Here is an 18,086-nt window from a genome sequence, read left to right on the forward strand (position 1 = left end):
ATGAATTGGTCTGATGAAGGTTTTTTATTAAGTAAAAATAGATATAACGAAAACTCCTTGATTGTAGAAATTTTTACCAAAGAAAAAGGCAAAGTGTCAGGCATTATATTTGGCGGAACATCAAAAAAAATTAAAAATTATCTACAAATAGGAAATAAATTGCATGTTAATTATAACTCAAAAAATGAAAATAGGATTGGCTATTTTAAAGTTGAAATTTTAAATGCTTACAGTCCTTTGTATTTTGACGATAGGCAAAAATTATCATGCTTAACCTCTGCAATGAATTTGATTAAAATTTTAACAGCAGACGCACAATCAAATGAAAAAGTTTTTTTCATAATTCATAATTTCTTTTTAATTTTACAAGATAAAAATTGGTTAAAAAAATATATTTTTTGGGAATTAGAATTACTTAAAATATTAGGTTATGATTTAGAATTACAAAACTTAGTAGAGAAAGATACTGAAAATAACGAAACTGTTTATTTTGTTTCATCATCAAATGAAAAAAAATATGTTCCAAACTTTCTTATTGAAAAAGATAAAGAGGTTGAAGATATTAAAATTTTATTAAAAGGTTTGAAGTTAGTTAATGATTATCTAGATAAAACGATTTTAAAACCAAATAATATTAATTTTCCAAATAATAGATTGTTATTTCTTAATACTTTAAGGTGATTACTTTATTATTTTGTCAATTCGATCAGCGTAATAACTTACAATTGCATTTGCACCAGCTCTTTTGAAAGCCACTAAACTTTCATACACTGCATCTTTATTTACAAGGTTTTTATTAATAGCATTTTCTATTAAACTGTATTCTCCAGATACTTGATAAGCAAAAACTGGGATTTTGAATTTTTCTTTAATTGATTTAATTATATCTAAATATGGCATTCCTGGTTTAACCATAACCATATCAGCTCCTTCTTTTATATCTAAAGCAACTTCTCTCAATGCTTCATCAGAATTTCTAAAATCCATTTGATATGTTTTTTTATCTCCTTTTAATGAGCTTTTTGACCCGACGGCATCCCTAAAGGGACCATAAAAGCTGGATGCATATTTTGCTGCATAAGATAAAATCTGAACTTCTTGGAAATTGTTTTGATCGATTGCTTTTCTAATTTTACCAATCCTACCATCCATCATATCTGATGGAGCTAAGACATCGCAACCCATTTCAGCTTGAAGTAAAGATTGGTTTATTAAAACTTGAATTGTTTCATCATTTAAAATTTTATCAGATTTGATTAATCCGTCATGTCCATGAGAGGTATAAGGGTCCAATGCAACATCACACATAATTCCAATTTGATTTTTGTATTTTTTTTTAATCATTCTTGATGCTCTACAAACAAGATTATTTTCATTGAGTGCTTCTGATCCAAGTTCATTTTTCAATGATTTTTTTGTATTTGGGAAAAGAGCAACCATTGGAATTCCTTTGCTTATCGCTTTGTCGATAATTTGACTGATTCTATCTACTGAATACCTGTAGACGCCAGGCATCGATTTTATATGTTGTTTTTTATTTACTCCATCAATAAGAAAAATTGGAAGAATAAAATCATTAGGACTTAGGGTATTTTCCTGTATTAGTTTTCTAGTCCAGGAAGATTTTCTGTTTCTTCTTAATCTTAGGCTTGGATATTTTCCTACAATCATGTTTAAATTTACTTTATTAATGCGACAAATGTATTATACAAATATCTCTTAAATTAAGTACAAAACCATTTTTATGAGCATTGATAACACAAAAGTTGTAAACCTAAACCTAAAAAAAGAAGAAAGAATTTTAGATTTTAGTGATTTTCAAAAACAAAACTTGAAATTTGATATAAATAAACTTCAAGAGGCTTATAACCAAATTATTAAGACAAAAAAATTCGAAGATGCTGGGATAACACACTTTGGAGCTATTTCATTAACTCAAATTCCTGGTGATCCTGATTCAATCAAAGGCAATAAAGCTAGAGGTGTTTATTGGACTAAACCTGATAAAACTGGAAAAGAGGTTTCTAGAGATGTAGAAATTAATGAAGCAGCTTATTCTGAATTTATAAAAGATTATGAGAATACTTATTTTAAAGAAGTTTATGATGTTTTATCAAGCAAATATAAATTGGGTAGAGTAAGAATTTTATTAAAAGAACCAAGATCAACTTTAAGTTGGCATAGAGATCCAGAACCAAGATTGCATATTCCAATCGTAACTAATCCTGGATGCTTAATGGTTATAGATAATGTTGCAAAACACATGCCTGCAGATGGTTCTGTTTGGGTGACTAATAACACAAAATATCATAATGCATTTAATGGTGGTGAAGAAAATAGAGTCCACCTTGTTGCTTGTGTGCTAGATTATAAATTCAATTAATTTGAAAAAGATATTTATCTCTTCAGATCACGCTGGTTTTAAACTTAAAGAAGCAATTAAAATTTATTTAGAAAAGAAAAAAATTAATTTCCAAGATTTTGGTCCTTCAAATGAGAATAGCGTTGATTACCCAGATTATGCGCATAAAGTTGCAAGAAAAGTAAATTCATCTAAAAAAAATATTGGTATTTTGGTATGTGGATCAGGAACTGGAATGAATATTGCAGCAAATAAACATAAAAATGTTAGAGCCGCTCAATGCTTTAATGAAAAATCTACTAAATTATCTAGATTGCATAATGATGCAAATATCATTACATTAGGATCTAGATTACTAACTAAAAAAAATGCATTAAAATTTATTAGCATTTTTTTAAATACAAAGTTCGAAGGTGGGAGACACTTAAAAAGGGTAAAAAAAATATAATTAATTATGTCTAGTGAAAAAAGTTATTTAAACGATAGTTATAAGAGTTTCTTCGAAGATGGTTTGTCTAGCAAGGACCCTGAATTATATAAAGCTATAAAAGACGAACTCTTAAGACAACAACAACATATAGAATTAATTGCATCAGAAAATATAGTTTCTCAAGCAGTTCTTGAAGCTCAAGGATCAGTTTTAACTAATAAGTATGCCGAAGGATATCCTGGAAAAAGATACTATAATGGTTGCGAACATGTCGATGTTGCAGAAAGTCTTGCAATTGAGAGATTAAAAAAAATATTTAATTGTAAATATGCAAACGCACAACCTCACTCTGGAGCCCAAGCAAATGGAGCTGTGTTTTTAGCTTTATTAAATCCTGGAGATACATTTATGGGAATGAGTTTAAATTCAGGTGGACACATAACACACGGATTGAAAATATCTATGTCAGGTAAATGGTTTAACGCTATAGGTTATGACGTTGATAAAGAGTCTGAACTCATTGACTATGATAATGTTGAAAAACTTGCTTTAGAACACAAGCCTAAATTAATAATAGCAGGCGGCAGTGCTTATTCTCGAGTAATAGATTTTAAAAGATTTAGAGAAATAGCTGATAAAGTAGGAGCCTATTTAATGGTTGATATGGCACATTTCTCAGGACTTGTGGCTGGTAAAGGTTATCCAAATCCATGTGATTACGCTCATGTTGTAACCTCAACTACACATAAAGTTTTTAGAAGTGCAAGAGGTGGAATAATTTTGTCTAATGACGAGGAGCTTGGTAAAAAGTTTAACACAGCTGTTTTCCCTGGTTATCAAGGTGGACCTTTGATGCATATTATTGCTGCTAAAGCTGCTGGTTTTCTAGAAGCTCTTCAACCAGATTTTCAAGATTATATAAAATCTGTTTTAGCTAATGCGAAAATCTTAGCCGAAACTTTAAAAAACAATGGATTTAAAATTTATTCAGATGGAACTGATACTCATTTAATGCTTGTTGATTTAAGACCTTTTAATGTTAAGGGAAATCTTGCAGCGGAAAGTCTATCAAGAGCCAACATAACATGTAATAAAAATGGAATACCTTTTGATACAGAGAAACCAATGATTACATCGGGAATTAGATTGGGTACTCAAGCTGCTACTACACGTGGATTTGGATTAAATGAATTTAAAACTGTAGGTGAATTGATAACAAAAACTATTAAAGGTTTATCTGAAAATCCTGATGATAACAGTAAAGTTGAAAATGAAGTAAGAAATGAAGTTATTAATCTAACCTCATCATTTCCAATATATAAAAATTTATAAATAATGATTTGTCCTTGTGAAAAAAAAGGTGATACATCAGTTGTAGATTCTAGACCAACTGAAGATGGAACTGCAATTAGAAGAAGACGATTATGTATATGTGGTGAAAGATTTACTACCTTTGAAAGAATTCAATTTAGAGAATTAATGGTAGTTAAAAAAAATGGAAGAAAGTCTTCTTTTGACAGAGATAAATTATCTAAATCAATCTATATAGCATTAAAAAAGAGACCAATTGATACCGAAACTGCTGAAAAATTTATAAGTAAAATCTCAAGATCATTAGAAGAACTCGGACAAACAGAAATATCAACTAGTACAATTGGAACAATGGTTATGGAAGGATTAAAAGAGCTTGATCCTGTAGCATATGTGCGTTTTGCTTCCGTTTATAGAAATTTCAGAGAAGAAAAAGACTTTGTGCAATTCGTGGACAGATTAGATGTCTACAAAAAAAGATAATTTTACCAGCAAAGATATACAATTCATGCAAATTGCCCTCAATTTGGCAATTGCTCGTGAAGGTTTAACCGGAACAAATCCATCCGTTGGATGTGTAATCGTTAAAGATAATAAAATTATATCTATAGGACAAACTTCATACAATGGAAGACCTCATGCTGAACGAAATGCAATTAAAGATTCTATAGAAAATGTTGCTGGCTCAAAGATGTATGTCACATTAGAACCGTGTTGTCATAAAGGAAAAACACCACCTTGTACAAATTTAATAATTAAATCAAAAATATCAGAAGTTATTTATTCAATTTCTGATATTGACGAACGTGTTAGTGGAAAATCTTTTAAAGTTTTGAAATCAAGTAAAATAAAAGTTGGAAAAAATCTTTTAAAAAAAGAAATCAGTCGATTTTACTATCCTTATTTTTTTAACAGAAAAAATAAAATACCTTTTGTTACAGGTAAAATTGCTGTTTCAAAGAACAATTTAATTTATAGTAAAGAAAAGCAAAAAATTACTAATATTTATTCTGATAAATTTTCGCATTTTTTAAGATATAAAAATGATACGATATTAATTTCATACAAAACCTTAAATAAGGATAATCCAAAACTTGATTGTAGACTTAAAAGCAAAAATAATTTTTCACCTATAAGAGTTATTTTAGATAATAAGCTAAATTCTAATCCAAACTCTTACTTAATAAAATCTGCAACCAAAATAAAAACAATTATTTTTTATAATGAAGCAACAAAATCAAAAATCTCATTATTTAAATCTAAAAAAGTCTTATTAATTAAATCTAAAATTAATAAAAATAAAGAATTCAAATTAAATGAAGTATTAAAAAAACTTTATTCTTTAGGAAGTAGAAATTTATTGGTTGAAGGTGGAGATATACTTACAAAATCATTCATAAATGATAAAATTTTTAATAAATTTTATTTGTTTAAAAGTTCAAATAATTTATCTAAAAATACAGAATTTGTTGAATTTAACAGTTTAAATACTTTAAATTCAAAATATAGATATAAGTCAAAATTAAATCTGAAATTAAAAAAAGATAAAATAGAATTATATAAAAATTATGTTTAACGGAATTATATATAACCAAGGTACCGTCAAAAGTATCATCAAAAGACCAAAAGGGATCAATATATTTGTTAAAAGCAACTTAAAGGTTTCATCAAAAGATATGGGATTATCAGTCGCGTGTGATGGAGTATGTCTCACATTAATTTCGTATAAGTCAAAAATAATGGAGTTTTATTTATCTAATGAAACTTTAATTAGGTCCAAATTTAAATTTCTCAAAACAAAAGATGTTTTGAATTTAGAGTTACCTTTGAAATATGGAACTAAAATTTCAGGTCATATTTGCCAAGGTCATGTTGATACTGTTGGAATAATTAATTTTATTAAAAAAATAGATAAATCTTATCTTTTTGATTTTGAAATACCAAAAAAGGAGAGAAAACACCTAATAGAGAAGGCGTCAATATGTGTAAATGGTATCTCTCTTACAATTTCAAAAATTACAAAAAAAGGTTTTCAAATTTGGATTATTCCACATACATATAAAGAAACTAATTTATCTACTTTAAAAAAATTTAGTTTGGTAAATATTGAGATTGATATCTTGTCTAAATATGTAAGAAATTATTTTAATGACAAAAAATAATTTTGCATCAATAGAAACTATTATTAGCATTGCCAGAAAAGGTGGGATGTTCATATTGGTTGATGATGAAAAAAGAGAAAATGAAGGCGATTTAGTAATATCTACAACGGATACTAATTCAACAAACATAAATTTTATGGCCAAGTATGGCAGAGGTTTAATTTGTTTAGCTCTCGATAGTGTTCAGGCTAAAAAATTAAACCTCTCATTAATGTCACCAATTAATCAATCAAGAAATAAAACTGCATTTACAATATCTATTGAAGCGAAAAAAGGAATCACAACAGGAATTTCAGCAAAGGATAGAGCAAAAACAATTAAAGTTGCTTCAAAGAAAAATGCTAACAAAAATGAAATTGTATCTCCAGGTCATGTGTTTCCAATAATAGCAAAAGATGGAGGTGTGCTTGTTAGAGCTGGGCACACAGAAGCTTCAGTTGATATTTCAAAATTGGCAAAAAAAAATAATTCAGCTGTTATTTGTGAAATCATGAATGAAGATGGAACAATGGCCAAAGGTAAGGATTTATTTAATTTTGCAAATAAGCATAAACTTAAAATAGGAAAGATCGAAGATTTGATTGCTTACAGACTTAAAAAAGAAAAATTAATTAAATTAAAAAAGCAAAGCTCAATAATTGTAAAAAATCAAAAATACAACATTCGAATTTATGAAAATTTAATTGATGGTGCAGAACATTTTGCTCTAATTAAAGGAAAAATAAAAAAGGGTATTGCCCCAAGGGTAAGAGTGATCTCTTCAAATGTAGTTCAAAATTATTTAATAAATCAACAATTACCAAACTCATTTAACAAAACTTTGAATTATTTTAAAAAATATAACAATTGCGTATTAGTCTTTATTAAAGACTCTAATTTAAAATCTGTAACACAAACTCTGAAAGATTATAAAAATAAAGATTTTTATAAAAAGGGTAATGACAAATTAATAAGAAATTATGGAATTGGAGCTCAAATTATAAAGGATTTAAAAATTAAAAATATGATTTTAATCACAAAATCTCCAAAAAAAGTTATTGGTTTAGATGGTTATGGTATAAAAATTACTAAACAAGAATTGATATAATGAAGAAAAAAATTTTGATTGTTATAGCTGATTATTACAAAGATATTGCAGATGGATTGCTTAAAAGTGCTTTAAAATTAGTCTCAAAAAAAAATTATATAAAAGTTATTAATGTTCCAGGAGCTTTTGAAATACCAGTAACTATTTCAAAAAACATAAATAAGTATGATGCCTTTTTAGCTCTAGGCTGTGTTATTAAAGGTCAAACTCCTCACTTTGATTTTATTTCTCAAGCAGCAACCAATGGTATTATGGAATTATCAATTTCAAGTAAAAAACCAATTGGGAATGGAATAATTACTTGCTTGAATATGTCTCAAGCTAAAGCGAGAAAGAAAAAAGGTGCGGAAGCAGCTGAAGCAGTAATTTCTATTCTATCTCAAAAATGAGAACACATTTTAATCCAAAAAATAATCCTAGGGTTATAATAATTCAAAAACTCTATGGTAAATTTTATAACGAAGATGATGAATTGCAGTTTCCAAAACACAGATTTAAAAAATTTATTAAAGATATTGTACTAGGAACTATCGAAAGAAATGATCTAATTATAGATGAATTAAAAAATAAATTAGGTGATGAATTTGTCTTTGAAAATTTAGATAAGGTTTTTCAAACTATTTTAAAAGCTGCTACATACGAATTAATGTACAAACCTAATTTATCCTTAAACATTATTATTAAAGAGTATTTAAATTCATCAAATTATTTCTTAGAAAATTCACAAACTAAGTACCTAAATGCTTTGCTTGATAATGTTGGAAAAAAATTAAGAACAAATGCATGAATTTGAATTAATAAATAATTATTTTTCTAATATTACTAAAAAAAATAAAGCTGCTTTAAGTTTAAATGATGATGTTTTTTTTGATAAAAAAAAAGGATTAGTTATTTCTGTAGACACATATAATATAGGTACACATTTTATAGATTTTAAAAGACCAGATTTAGTTATTAAAAAGATTTTAAGATCTTCAATTTCTGATTTAATTTGTAAAGGAGTGAACCCGAAATATTATTTTATTGCTGGATCAGGGAACAAAAAAAACTTTACAAAAAACAATCTTAAAAAAATATCCAATTCTTTAAGGGAAGAGCAGAAAAAATATGATTTATTATTAGGAGGAGGAGATACAACTTTTTCTAATAAACTTAGCTTTACAATAACCTCAGTTGGTTACTCAAAAAAAATAATCTATAGAAATCAATCTAATGTAAATAATGATATATATGTTACAGGAAATTTAGGTGATAGTTTTATTGGACTTCAAGTTTTAAAAAATAAAATAAAACTGAATAAATCTAAAACGAAGTATTTTATAAATAAATATTATATGCCTGATATCCAAAATAAGTTTTCTAAAAATTTACTTTCTCTAGCAACAAGTTCTATGGATATATCTGATGGTTTAATCGCAGATTTGAATAAATTAATAAACAAGCAAAATGTTTCTTATAAAATTTATGAAAAATCCATTCCTGTATCAAGAAATCTTAACAACCTAATTAATAGTAAGAATTTAAATAAAATTGATCTAGTTTCTAATGGAGATGATTATCAAATTTTGTTTACTGCTAGACCAAACAATGCCAGAATCATAAATAAATTAAGTAAATCTCTTGGTGTAAAAATTTCTAAAATAGGAACTATTTTATCTGGTAAAAACAAGTCTTTAATTTTAGATCAAAAAGATAGAGAAATCGCCAATAATACAGGTGGTTATATACACCAATTTTGAAGTTAATTATTGTCTTTTTTGACTTTTTTTGTATTGTCCGGGCTTAAAAAATTAACAACCAACAACTAAGGGTTATATGAGTGCAACTGTCGAAACTATTTTATTATACACAATCGGAGCTGGTTTTTTATCTATCGTTTATGGATTTTTAACTGGAAAAAACATTTTAAATTCAAGTGCAGGAAATGCAAAAATGCAAGATATTGCTTCAGCTATTCAAATCGGAGCAAAAGCTTATCTAGCAAGACAATACAAAACAATTGCAATTGTTGGTGCAGCTGTTCTTGTAATTGTTAGTATTGCATTTAGCCCATTAGTTGGTCTTGGTTATTTAATAGGCGCAGCATTATCTGGTATTGCGGGGTATGTTGGTATGTTAGTTTCAGTAGAAGCTAACGTTAGAACTGCTGAAGCTTCTAGAAAAGGTCTAGCTCAAGGTCTATCAGTTGCTTTTAAATCTGGTGCTGTAACTGGTATGTTGGTTGCTGGTTTGGCATTGTTGGCAATAGCAGTTTATTATTTTTTATTATTGAAATTTGAAGTGGATGAAAGAGAAATAGTGAATGCTCTAGTTGCTTTAGGGTTTGGTGCTTCTTTGATTTCAATTTTTGCAAGATTAGGTGGGGGTATTTTTACTAAGGGTGCAGATGTTGGAGCTGACCTTGTTGGTAAGGTTGAAGCTGGAATTCCTGAGGATGACCCAAGAAATCCAGCAGTAATTGCTGACAACGTTGGAGACAACGTTGGTGATTGTGCTGGAATGGCAGCAGATTTATTTGAAACATATGCCGTTACTATTGTTGCAACTATGGTTTTATCATCAATTTTCTTCGTAGGTGATCTTAATATGATGATCTATCCTCTTACAATTGGTGCTGCTTGTTTATTGACATCTATTATAGGTACATTTTTTGTTAAACTTGGAAAAGATAACAATGTGATGAATGCATTATACAAAGGGTTTATTGTATCTGCTGTTGCGTCATTAGTTATTCTTTGGCCTGTAACTGATCATGTAATTGGTTTTACAAATGAATACACTGTAAATGGAAATACATTTAACGGAATGGATTTATATTACTGTGGAGTAATTGGTTTGGTTATTACTGGTTTGTTAATCTGGATTACAGAATATTACACAGGAACAAGTTATAGACCTGTTAAATCTGTAGCTTTATCATCAACAACTGGTCATGGAACTAATGTTATTCAAGGTTTAGCTGTATCAATGGAAGCGACAGCTATACCTGCATTAATCATTGTTGCTGGTATCTTAATTACAAATTCTATTGCAGGTCTATTTGGTATTGCAATTGCTGTTACAACAATGTTGGCATTAGCCGGAATGGTTGTTGCTTTAGATGCTTACGGCCCAGTAACTGATAATGCTGGAGGGATTGCGGAAATGTCTAACTTGGATAAAAAAGTTAGAAAAACCACTGATGCTCTAGATGCTGTTGGTAATACTACTAAGGCTGTTACAAAAGGATATGCGATTGGTTCTGCTGGTTTAGGTGCACTAGTTTTATTTGCTGCTTACACTGAAGATATCAAACATTTTTCTAAAGAAGCAGGCTCTGCTCTGGAAGGTATTGTTGTAACTTTTGATTTATCAAATCCTTATGTTGTTGTTGGGTTATTAATTGGCGGGATGTTGCCTTACTTATTTGGATCTATGGGAATGCAAGCAGTTGGAAGAGCAGGTGGTGCTGTAGTAGTAGAAGTTAGAAGACAGTTTAAAAAATTTCCAGGTATCATGAAAAGAAAACAAAAACCTGACTACGCAAAATTAGTTGATTTGTTAACTGTTGCTGCGATTAAAGAAATGATAATTCCATCATTATTACCAGTGTTATCTCCTGTAGTTTTATATTTTATAATTCTATCAATAGGGGGTCAGGTAGCTGCCTTAGCTGCAGTTGGAGCTATGCTTTTAGGAGTTATTATTACTGGACTGTTTGTAGCTGTTTCTATGACTGCTGGAGGCGGAGCATGGGATAATGCTAAGAAATATATTGAAGATGGAAATCATGGTGGAAAAGGTTCAGAAGCACATAAAGCTGCTGTAACAGGTGATACTGTTGGTGATCCATATAAAGATACAGCAGGTCCAGCTGTTAATCCAATGATTAAGATTACAAATATTGTAGCTTTATTATTGTTAGCAGTTATCGCTGGCTAATTTCTTTACGTTTTTTGGCCCTCGTACCAAGAGGGTCATTAATCTTTTGTCTCATACTGGACATAAAGTCATAGATGAAAGAGTTTCTTTGAAACCCAGAGTCTGTTGTAGCCTCAACCAACTTAATGTTTTCCATGTCTTCTTTGTTATAAAATTCTTTTTTTTTAAGAATTCCATATTTATCAATTTCCAGTACCAAAACATCGTTTTTAAAAACCCTCATTCTACCTAGATTCTTGAGTTGTGACTGTGTCTGTTTTCTCTCAATATAAATCCACACATCATTATCAAATTTACTTTTTGTAGAGGGTGCACCTAAAATTTTTCGAATATCATTTTTATTAGACTTATTAACTACCAATGAATCTTGTTTTTTTTCTAAAAAAGGGACACCATGATGTTTTACAACTGGTTTCAAAGAGCAATTTGAAAGTATTAAAAATAAAAAAAATATATATAATTTATTCATGAGTAATGAGTATATACATATTTATAATAATTTAATTAATTTCACTAGAAATAAAGATTTATATAAGGATTTAAATAGAGAAGATAGTTTTTCTGATAGGTTAACTTTATTTTTACTTCATTTTTCATTTTTTCTTAAAAATTATAAAAATGAAGAAAATAAAAAAGTATTACAAGAAATTTATGATTTCAACTTCAGGCAATTGGAATTGAGTATTAGAGAAATAGGATATGGAGACCAATCTATAAACAAAAAAATGAAAGATTATATTAATTTATTCCATTCTATGGTTTCTGAGATTCATTTTTGGGACGATTTATCAAAATCAGATAAAATTGAAAAATTATCAATATTTTTAGAAGATTTTAATAATATTGATGATTTACTTGATTATTTTGAGGAATTTAACTTAAATTTATCAAAAAAAACTTTGAATTATTATTTAAAAAGTGTAAGTAACCCATAATTATGGCTGTACCGAAACGAAAACAAACCCCATCCAGAACTGGAATGAGACGAGCACAAACAATGAAATTTTCAACTAAAAATATAGTTGAGGATAAAAAATCAGGTGAATACAGACTTTCTCATCATCTAGATTTAAAAACTGGGATGTATAAGGGTAGACAAGTTTTAGACCCAAAAGAATAGTATAATTATCTTAATGTCCGAAAAAATTAAAATTGCAGTTGATGCAATGGGAGGTGATGGATCACCAAAAAAAATTATAGATGGCATAATTTATAACCACCAATCAAATAAAAACATTTTTTACAAAATATTTGGAGACAAAAATAAAATTTCTCCATTAATTGAAAATAAAATTAATAAAGAGTTCTATGAAATTTTCCATACAGAGAATGCAATTAAAAGCACGGACAGTCCTTTAGAAGGCGCAAAAAGAGGAAAAGACACTAGTATGTGGCTTGCTATTCAAAGTGTCAAAGAAAAGCAGGCTGATATAGTTATATCTGCTGGTAATACTGGTGCTTTATTAGTTGTATCAAAATTAAATCTTAAAATGATCGAAAATATAGACAAACCTGCTTTATCTGCGCTTTGGCCAAATAAAAAAGGTATGAGCGTTGTATTAGATCTTGGAGCTAATATTGAGTGTAGTTCAAAAAATTTGAGTGATTTTTCTTCGATGGGAGCTGCTCTTTATAATTCATTATACCCAGATGAAATAGCCAATGTTGCTTTATTGAATATTGGCTCAGAAGAATTAAAGGGTAATGAAGTAATAAAAGAAACATATCAAGTTCTTAATGATAAAAAATCAGAAAATTTTAATTTTTCTGGATACATTGAGGGTAATCATATAATGGATGGTGAAGTTGATGTAATTGTATCCGATGGATTTACTGGAAATGTCGCATTAAAAACAGCTGAAGGGACAGCAAATTTCATTACAAGCGAATTGAAAAAAGCAATGACTGGCAATTGGATAGGAAAACTATCCTCTCTTTTAAATATTTCAAATTTAAAAAAATTTAAAAAAAGACTAGATCCAAGACTGTATAATGGTGCAATTTTTATAGGATTAGATTCTCCAGTAGTAAAAAGTCATGGTGGCACTGATTACGTTGGCTTCGCTAACTCATTAGATGTTTGTCATAGAATTGTTAAAGGTAATTTGATAGAAAAGATTAAACAGAATCTTTAAATGAGAATAAATTTAACTAAAAAAGATTTAGTTAATTTAGTTTATATGCAACTAGGTTTTTCTAAACAGATTTCAGAAAATTTAATTGATGATTTTTTATCTACGATTGTTTCTAACATTAAATCTGAGAAAAAACTTAAATTATCTAAATTTGGAACTTTTTCCATTAGACAAAAAAAAAGTAGAATTGGTAGAAACCCAAAAACTAAGGAAACTAAAGTAATAACTAGTAGGGATGTTGTTTTATTTAAACCTTCAAAAGAATTTAAAGAGTTTATAAATCTTAAAGATTATGGATAAAGCTGATCAGGCTTATAAAACTATTGGTGAAGTTGCTAAAATTTTAGACTTAAAAGTCAATAAGAAAGGTTCTTTGCCTACTCACATAATAAGATTTTGGGAAACACAGTTTAAACAAATCAAGCCAAAAATTCTTAATTCTAATAGAAGATACTATGATGAAAAAAATATTGATCTTCTTAAGAAGATTAAATATTTGCTTAAAGATCAAGGAATGACAATTAATGGAGTTAAAAAGGTCCTTGATAATGAAGATACTTTAAAGCTTGACGAAATGGCAGATAAATCTATAAAAGCTGAAAAATTAAAAAATAAGTTAACTAAAATATCAAATATTTTAAAAACACTAAAATAAATGGCAAAAAAAACACACGTAAAAGTTAGAATGGTACCCGAAGCTAAACCAGATAGTCCTTACTTTTATTATGTAAAAAAACCTGCAGGTGGCGAAAAAGCTAAAGTAAAATTATCTGCAAAAAAATACAATCCTGATACTAGAAAACACGAAATGTTTGTGGAGAAAAAGCTTCCACCACATAGTAAATAAATTATTTTTTTTTAAAATTTCTTCTTTCGTAATCAATATAAGACCAAATCATATTTTTCCAAATGCGATTAGTTATTTTTGGATCTATGCCTTGTTTTAAGGATTTTGCTTTAATTTTTTTTAAAATAAAATTAATTCTTTTCTTATCTACGATTTCTTTTTTAAATTCTTTAAGCTTTAAAACTTCCTCAACTAGCTTTGTTCTATATTTTATAAGTGATAACAGTTTATTATCTAATTTATCTAGCTTAACTCTTATTAAATCTAGTTTTTTTTTATTATTTGGCGACATTTAATTTATTGGAATACTTAATAATTATTATATTTATCTGAGCATGTACAGTGAGAATAATCATTTAAATAATCAACTTAAATTGTGGATGCTATCATTATTAGTTTTAGTTTCTTTAATAATTTTGGTCGGAGGCTTGACTAGATTAACTGACTCCGGTTTATCAATTACTACTTGGGAATTATTTGTTGGTTTTTTTCCTCCTTTTACAAATGAAAAATGGTTGGAATATTTTAGTTTATATAAAACAATTCCTGAATACAGCCAACAAAACTTCAATATGACTCTTGATGAATTCAAAATAATATTTTGGTGGGAGTGGGGACACAGGCAGTTAGGGAGAATAATTGGTTTAACCGTATTACTCCCAATGGTTTATTTTTCATTAAAACAAGGAGTTTGGATTATAAAAAAATATGGACTTATTTTTTTACTGGTTTGTTTTCAAGGATTTTTAGGCTGGTACATGGTATCAAGTGGATTAGTTGAAAGAATTGATGTTAGTCATTATAGACTAGCAATACATTTGGTAACAGCTTTTATCATTTTATCAATTGTATATTGGCAATTTTTAAAATTATCATCCTCTTCAAATCAAAATGTTTCTATTAATCTTTTTATAGTAAAAATTTTTTTAGTTTTATTATTTTTGCAACTAATTATAGGCGCTTTTGTATCTGGTATGGATGCTGGTAAAATTTATAACACTTGGCCATTGATGGGTGTTAATTATTTTCCTGATGATAGTAGTTTTAAAGAGTTTTTGAATTTAAAAGTTTTTGATAATCCCTCTATTGTTCAATTTATACATAGAAATTTAGCATATTTAATTATAGTCATTTATGCCTTAATCCTTTTTAAAGTAATTAATACTGGAAACAAAAAATTGTACAAATCTATTACTATAATTGGTTTGACTTTGGCATTTCAAATTTTTCTTGGAGTGATAACTATTTTATCTGGAGTAAAAATGTTATTTGCATCTTTACACCAGATAAATTCTATTTTGATAATACTTTCAACTTTGTATTTTATATTTATCTCAAAATACAAAAGACAGATTAATTAATTTCTATTTGTAGACATATAAATAAAATTAACTAACTGCTTTTAAATTACCTTTTGATGATTTGTCTAAAGCTTGATCTAAATCATCGATGATATCATCTATATGTTCCAAACCAATACAAAGTCTAACATATCCAGGGGTTACACCTGAAGCAGCTAATTCATCCTCATTTAATTGACTGTGAGTAGTTGTTGCTGGGTGTATTGCTAAACTTCTAGCGTCACCTATATTTGCAACGTGGTAAAACATTTTTAAAGCCTCAATGAATTTTTTACCAGCTTCGATACCACCAGATAATTCAATACCAACTAAAGCACCATTACCATTTTTAAGATATTTTTTTGCTCGACTTGATATCTCTTCATTATGTTCAGTAGCATAAATAACTCTCTTAACTGCTTTATGATTTTTTAAGTACTCAACCACTTTTGCAGCATTATCACAGTGTTGTTTCATTCTTAAAGCAACTGTTTCAAGTCCTTGTATTACGCCAAATGCATTATCTGGAGAAAGAGCTGATCCTAAATCTCTTAATAGGGTTACTCTTGCTCTAACTGCAAAAGCAACATTTGCACCTGTTAATTCGGGCACAGCTTTACCCCAAACAACACCTCCATAACTTGCATCAGGTTCATTAAATAGTGGCTGTCTTTTTGGATCTGCTGTCCAATCAAAATTTCCACCATCTACTAGTGCACCCCCAACTACTGTTCCATGACCTGCTATATATTTTGTTAAAGAATAAACAACCACAGCAGCACCATGTTCAATTGGTTTACAAATTACAGGGGCAGCAGTGTTATCTAAGATTAATGGAATGTTATATTTTCTACCAATATCTGAAACCTCTTTAATTGGAAAAACTCTTAAATATGGGTTTGGTAATGTTTCTCCATAAAAAGCTCTAGTTTTATCGTCTATTGCTTTTTCAAAGTTTTTTGGATCTGAAGGATCTGCATATCTTACTTCTATACCAAGCTTACTTAAAGTATGCGTAAATAAAGAAACTGTTCCACCATAAAGATCTGTTGAACTAACAATATTATCTCCAGCTTGAGCAACGTTTAATATTGCAAAAGTAGAAGCGGTTTGCCCAGATGCTACAGTTAAACTTGCAAGACCACCTTCAAGCGCAGCGATTCTCTTTTCCAACACATCGTTAGTTGGATTCATTATTCGTGTATAGATGTTTCCAAACTCTTTTAACGCAAATAAATTAGCTGCATGTTCAGTGTTATTAAATTGATACGAGGTTGTTCTATAAATTGGAACTGCTACTGAATTTGTAGCTGGATCACTTCTGTAGTCTCCACCATGTATCGCAATAGTTTCTGGATTATTTCTTTTTGTACTCATTTTTACTCCTTTTTTAGTGCTTTTGCTTTATGCAAGGCGCACAATACAGTTCAAATGCCTACCGATTTAAAATTTAATGAAAATTCCATTTTAGCAGTTTTATGCCCGCAATAGGATCAAATCGGCAAGAGATAAATAGCATATTAGTTATGTTTTACAACCTAAATATAAAATTGACTTTGAATAATTTAATAGTATTAATCCTCGCACAATGACAAAATTCACAAAAAAAGATCAAGTTACATCATCTTGGTACGAGATTGACGCAAAAAATGCAGTTGTTGGAAGATTAGCGACTGTTGTATCTAATATTATTAGAGGCAAAAATAAGACTACTTATACACCTCACATGGATGATGGAGATTTTGTTGTAGTAAAAAATATCGAACAAGCAAAATTTACTGGCAAGAAGTTTCAAAACAAAAAGTACTATAGACACACAGGACATCCTGGTGGAATTAAAGTTACTACACCAGAAAAACTTCATGAAAAAAAACCTGGAGAAACTTTGAAATTAGCAGTTAAAAGAATGTTGCCTGGTGGTGTTTTGGGTAGAAAACAACTAACAAAATTAAAAATTTATTCTGGAAGTGAGCATCCTCATGCTGCACAAAACCCAAAAGTTATAGAATTAGATAAACTAAACAATAAAAACATTGCAAGAAATTAATATGGAAAACGTACAATCAAACACAAAAACTCCTAAATTAAAGTTAGACTTTAAAGATAGTAAGTACGCGACAGGTAGAAGAAAAACTTCAATAGCAAAAGTTTGGTTAAAAAAAGGTTCTGGTAAAATTTATGTTAATGGCAAATTATATAATGAGTATTTTGCTGATGAAATTCACAAGATGCAAATTACAAGACCTTTTGAAATTATAAATCAAGCTACAGATTATGATGTTAGATGTAGTGTAAAAGGTGGCGGACCTACAGGTCAAGCTGGAGCAATGGTTCATGGTATTTCTAAAGCTTTGGTTCTCTTTGATGAAAATTTAAAAACAACATTGAAAACTGAAAAGCTTACAACCAGAGATTCTAGAGCTGTTGAGAGAAAAAAACCTGGTAGAAGAAAAGCTAGAAGAAGCTTCCAGTTTTCTAAAAGATAATTTTT

General features: G+C 28.8%; 25 protein-coding genes and 1 riboswitch. Of the genes, 21 read left to right on the top strand and 4 right to left on the bottom strand.

The window, feature by feature from the left end; genetic code table 11:
* Positions 1 to 681, top strand: coding sequence for a DNA repair protein RecO (recO, locus tag ACTTAO_RS07030; protein ID WP_440691630.1), 681 nt, complete (start codon positions 1 to 3; stop codon positions 679 to 681).
* Here recO and hemB read toward each other — a convergent pair whose 3' ends face one another.
* Positions 682 to 1,671: a porphobilinogen synthase gene (gene hemB / locus ACTTAO_RS07035; RefSeq protein ID WP_262589155.1), complete on the bottom strand. Its 990-nt coding sequence runs from the start codon at positions 1,669 to 1,671 to the stop codon at positions 682 to 684. It lies immediately after the preceding gene.
* Between the two features lie 73 nt (positions 1,672 to 1,744).
* On the opposite strand from hemB, the gene ACTTAO_RS07040 reads away from it, so the two are divergent.
* The 11 genes from ACTTAO_RS07040 (at position 1,745) to ACTTAO_RS07090 (ending at position 11,273) form a co-directional block, all read left to right on the top strand.
* Complete coding sequence (locus ACTTAO_RS07040; RefSeq protein WP_440691631.1) at positions 1,745 to 2,383, top strand: aspartyl/asparaginyl beta-hydroxylase domain-containing protein; 639 nt, start codon at positions 1,745 to 1,747, stop codon at positions 2,381 to 2,383.
* Between the two features lies 1 nt (position 2,384).
* The gene (rpiB, locus tag ACTTAO_RS07045) at positions 2,385 to 2,810 is read left to right on the top strand and encodes a ribose 5-phosphate isomerase B (RefSeq protein ID WP_075506748.1); all 426 of its coding nucleotides are present in this window, start codon (positions 2,385 to 2,387) and stop codon (positions 2,808 to 2,810) included.
* Between the two features lie 6 nt (positions 2,811 to 2,816).
* Positions 2,817 to 4,124: a serine hydroxymethyltransferase gene (gene glyA / locus ACTTAO_RS07050; RefSeq protein ID WP_440691632.1), complete on the top strand. Its 1,308-nt coding sequence runs from the start codon at positions 2,817 to 2,819 to the stop codon at positions 4,122 to 4,124.
* A gap of 3 nt (positions 4,125 to 4,127) precedes the next feature.
* Entirely contained in the window at positions 4,128 to 4,586 is a 459-nt protein-coding gene (gene nrdR / locus ACTTAO_RS07055; RefSeq protein ID WP_075506746.1) for a transcriptional regulator NrdR, read from the top strand.
* Positions 4,567 to 5,679, top strand: a complete 1,113-nt coding sequence (gene ribD, locus ACTTAO_RS07060; protein WP_440691634.1) for a bifunctional diaminohydroxyphosphoribosylaminopyrimidine deaminase/5-amino-6-(5-phosphoribosylamino)uracil reductase RibD — start codon at positions 4,567 to 4,569, stop codon at positions 5,677 to 5,679. The genes nrdR and ribD overlap by 20 nt, the downstream gene beginning before the upstream one ends.
* On the top strand, positions 5,672 to 6,265 hold the full coding sequence (locus tag ACTTAO_RS07065) for a riboflavin synthase (protein ID WP_440691636.1): 594 nt from the start codon (positions 5,672 to 5,674) through the stop codon (positions 6,263 to 6,265). Before ribD ends, ACTTAO_RS07065 begins: the two co-directional genes overlap by 8 nt.
* The gene (ribB, locus tag ACTTAO_RS07070) at positions 6,252 to 7,352 is read left to right on the top strand and encodes a 3,4-dihydroxy-2-butanone-4-phosphate synthase (protein WP_440691637.1); all 1,101 of its coding nucleotides are present in this window, start codon (positions 6,252 to 6,254) and stop codon (positions 7,350 to 7,352) included. Before ACTTAO_RS07065 ends, ribB begins: the two co-directional genes overlap by 14 nt.
* Positions 7,352 to 7,741 carry a 6,7-dimethyl-8-ribityllumazine synthase gene (gene ribH, locus ACTTAO_RS07075; RefSeq protein ID WP_440691638.1) on the top strand — a complete coding sequence of 130 codons (390 nt, stop codon included), beginning with the start codon at positions 7,352 to 7,354 and terminating at the stop codon, positions 7,739 to 7,741. Before ribB ends, ribH begins: the two co-directional genes overlap by 1 nt.
* A complete protein-coding gene (locus ACTTAO_RS07080) occupies positions 7,738 to 8,139 on the top strand; it encodes a transcription antitermination factor NusB (RefSeq protein WP_262589163.1) in 402 nt (133 codons plus the stop codon). Before ribH ends, ACTTAO_RS07080 begins: the two co-directional genes overlap by 4 nt.
* Positions 8,132 to 9,091, top strand: coding sequence for a thiamine-phosphate kinase (gene thiL / locus ACTTAO_RS07085; RefSeq protein ID WP_440691639.1), 960 nt, complete (start codon positions 8,132 to 8,134; stop codon positions 9,089 to 9,091). The genes ACTTAO_RS07080 and thiL overlap by 8 nt, the downstream gene beginning before the upstream one ends.
* 76 nt (positions 9,092 to 9,167) lie before the next feature.
* Entirely contained in the window at positions 9,168 to 11,273 is a 2,106-nt protein-coding gene (locus ACTTAO_RS07090; RefSeq protein ID WP_440691641.1) for a sodium-translocating pyrophosphatase, read from the top strand.
* Here ACTTAO_RS07090 and bamE read toward each other — a convergent pair.
* Positions 11,260 to 11,742: an outer membrane protein assembly factor BamE domain-containing protein gene (bamE, locus tag ACTTAO_RS07095; protein ID WP_440691643.1), complete on the bottom strand. Its 483-nt coding sequence runs from the start codon at positions 11,740 to 11,742 to the stop codon at positions 11,260 to 11,262. The genes ACTTAO_RS07090 and bamE overlap by 14 nt on opposite strands.
* Between bamE and ACTTAO_RS07100 the strand changes: the two genes are divergently transcribed.
* The 6 genes from ACTTAO_RS07100 to ACTTAO_RS07125 are packed head-to-tail and all read left to right on the top strand — an operon-like array spanning position 11,741 to position 14,255.
* On the top strand, positions 11,741 to 12,208 hold the full coding sequence (locus tag ACTTAO_RS07100) for a ubiquinol-cytochrome C chaperone family protein (RefSeq protein WP_440691645.1): 468 nt from the start codon (positions 11,741 to 11,743) through the stop codon (positions 12,206 to 12,208). The genes bamE and ACTTAO_RS07100 overlap by 2 nt on opposite strands.
* A 2-nt stretch (positions 12,209 to 12,210) precedes the next feature.
* Entirely contained in the window at positions 12,211 to 12,393 is a 183-nt protein-coding gene (gene rpmF, locus ACTTAO_RS07105) for a 50S ribosomal protein L32 (RefSeq protein WP_023853776.1), read from the top strand.
* Between the two features lie 13 nt (positions 12,394 to 12,406).
* Positions 12,407 to 13,408: a phosphate acyltransferase PlsX gene (gene plsX, locus ACTTAO_RS07110; protein ID WP_440691647.1), complete on the top strand. Its 1,002-nt coding sequence runs from the start codon at positions 12,407 to 12,409 to the stop codon at positions 13,406 to 13,408.
* Positions 13,409 to 13,708: an HU family DNA-binding protein gene (locus tag ACTTAO_RS07115; RefSeq protein ID WP_262589169.1), complete on the top strand. Its 300-nt coding sequence runs from the start codon at positions 13,409 to 13,411 to the stop codon at positions 13,706 to 13,708.
* Positions 13,701 to 14,063 (top strand): MerR family transcriptional regulator, encoded by a 363-nt coding sequence (locus tag ACTTAO_RS07120; RefSeq protein ID WP_440691649.1) that lies wholly within the window; start codon positions 13,701 to 13,703, stop codon positions 14,061 to 14,063. The genes ACTTAO_RS07115 and ACTTAO_RS07120 overlap by 8 nt, the downstream gene beginning before the upstream one ends.
* Positions 14,064 to 14,255 (top strand): 50S ribosomal protein L33, encoded by a 192-nt coding sequence (locus ACTTAO_RS07125; RefSeq protein WP_023853780.1) that lies wholly within the window; start codon positions 14,064 to 14,066, stop codon positions 14,253 to 14,255.
* Between the two features lies 1 nt (position 14,256).
* On the opposite strand, the gene ACTTAO_RS07130 is transcribed toward ACTTAO_RS07125, so the two are convergent.
* Positions 14,257 to 14,547: a chorismate mutase gene (locus ACTTAO_RS07130; protein ID WP_075506733.1), complete on the bottom strand. Its 291-nt coding sequence runs from the start codon at positions 14,545 to 14,547 to the stop codon at positions 14,257 to 14,259.
* Positions 14,548 to 14,590: 43 nt separating this feature from the next.
* On the opposite strand from ACTTAO_RS07130, the gene ACTTAO_RS07135 reads away from it, so the two are divergent.
* Positions 14,591 to 15,616: a COX15/CtaA family protein gene (locus tag ACTTAO_RS07135; RefSeq protein WP_440691651.1), complete on the top strand. Its 1,026-nt coding sequence runs from the start codon at positions 14,591 to 14,593 to the stop codon at positions 15,614 to 15,616.
* A gap of 27 nt (positions 15,617 to 15,643) precedes the next feature.
* Here the strand turns inward: ACTTAO_RS07135 and ACTTAO_RS07140 are convergent, their stop codons facing one another.
* Complete coding sequence (locus ACTTAO_RS07140) at positions 15,644 to 16,972, bottom strand: O-acetylhomoserine aminocarboxypropyltransferase/cysteine synthase family protein (protein ID WP_075506731.1); 1,329 nt, start codon at positions 16,970 to 16,972, stop codon at positions 15,644 to 15,646.
* 2 nt (positions 16,973 to 16,974) lie between these two features.
* A riboswitch (SAM riboswitch) is annotated at positions 16,975 to 17,041 on the bottom strand.
* Between the two features lie 142 nt (positions 17,042 to 17,183).
* On the opposite strand from ACTTAO_RS07140, the gene rplM reads away from it, so the two are divergent.
* Complete coding sequence (rplM, locus tag ACTTAO_RS07145) at positions 17,184 to 17,642, top strand: 50S ribosomal protein L13 (protein WP_440614344.1); 459 nt, start codon at positions 17,184 to 17,186, stop codon at positions 17,640 to 17,642.
* A gap of 1 nt (position 17,643) precedes the next feature.
* The gene (gene rpsI / locus ACTTAO_RS07150; RefSeq protein ID WP_440614345.1) at positions 17,644 to 18,081 is read left to right on the top strand and encodes a 30S ribosomal protein S9; all 438 of its coding nucleotides are present in this window, start codon (positions 17,644 to 17,646) and stop codon (positions 18,079 to 18,081) included.
* The last annotated feature ends 5 nt before the right edge of the window (positions 18,082 to 18,086 follow it).

Origin of the sequence: Candidatus Pelagibacter sp. HIMB1782 (assembly GCF_052047475.1) — a bacterium.
Classification (GTDB): domain Bacteria; phylum Pseudomonadota; class Alphaproteobacteria; order Pelagibacterales; family Pelagibacteraceae; genus Pelagibacter.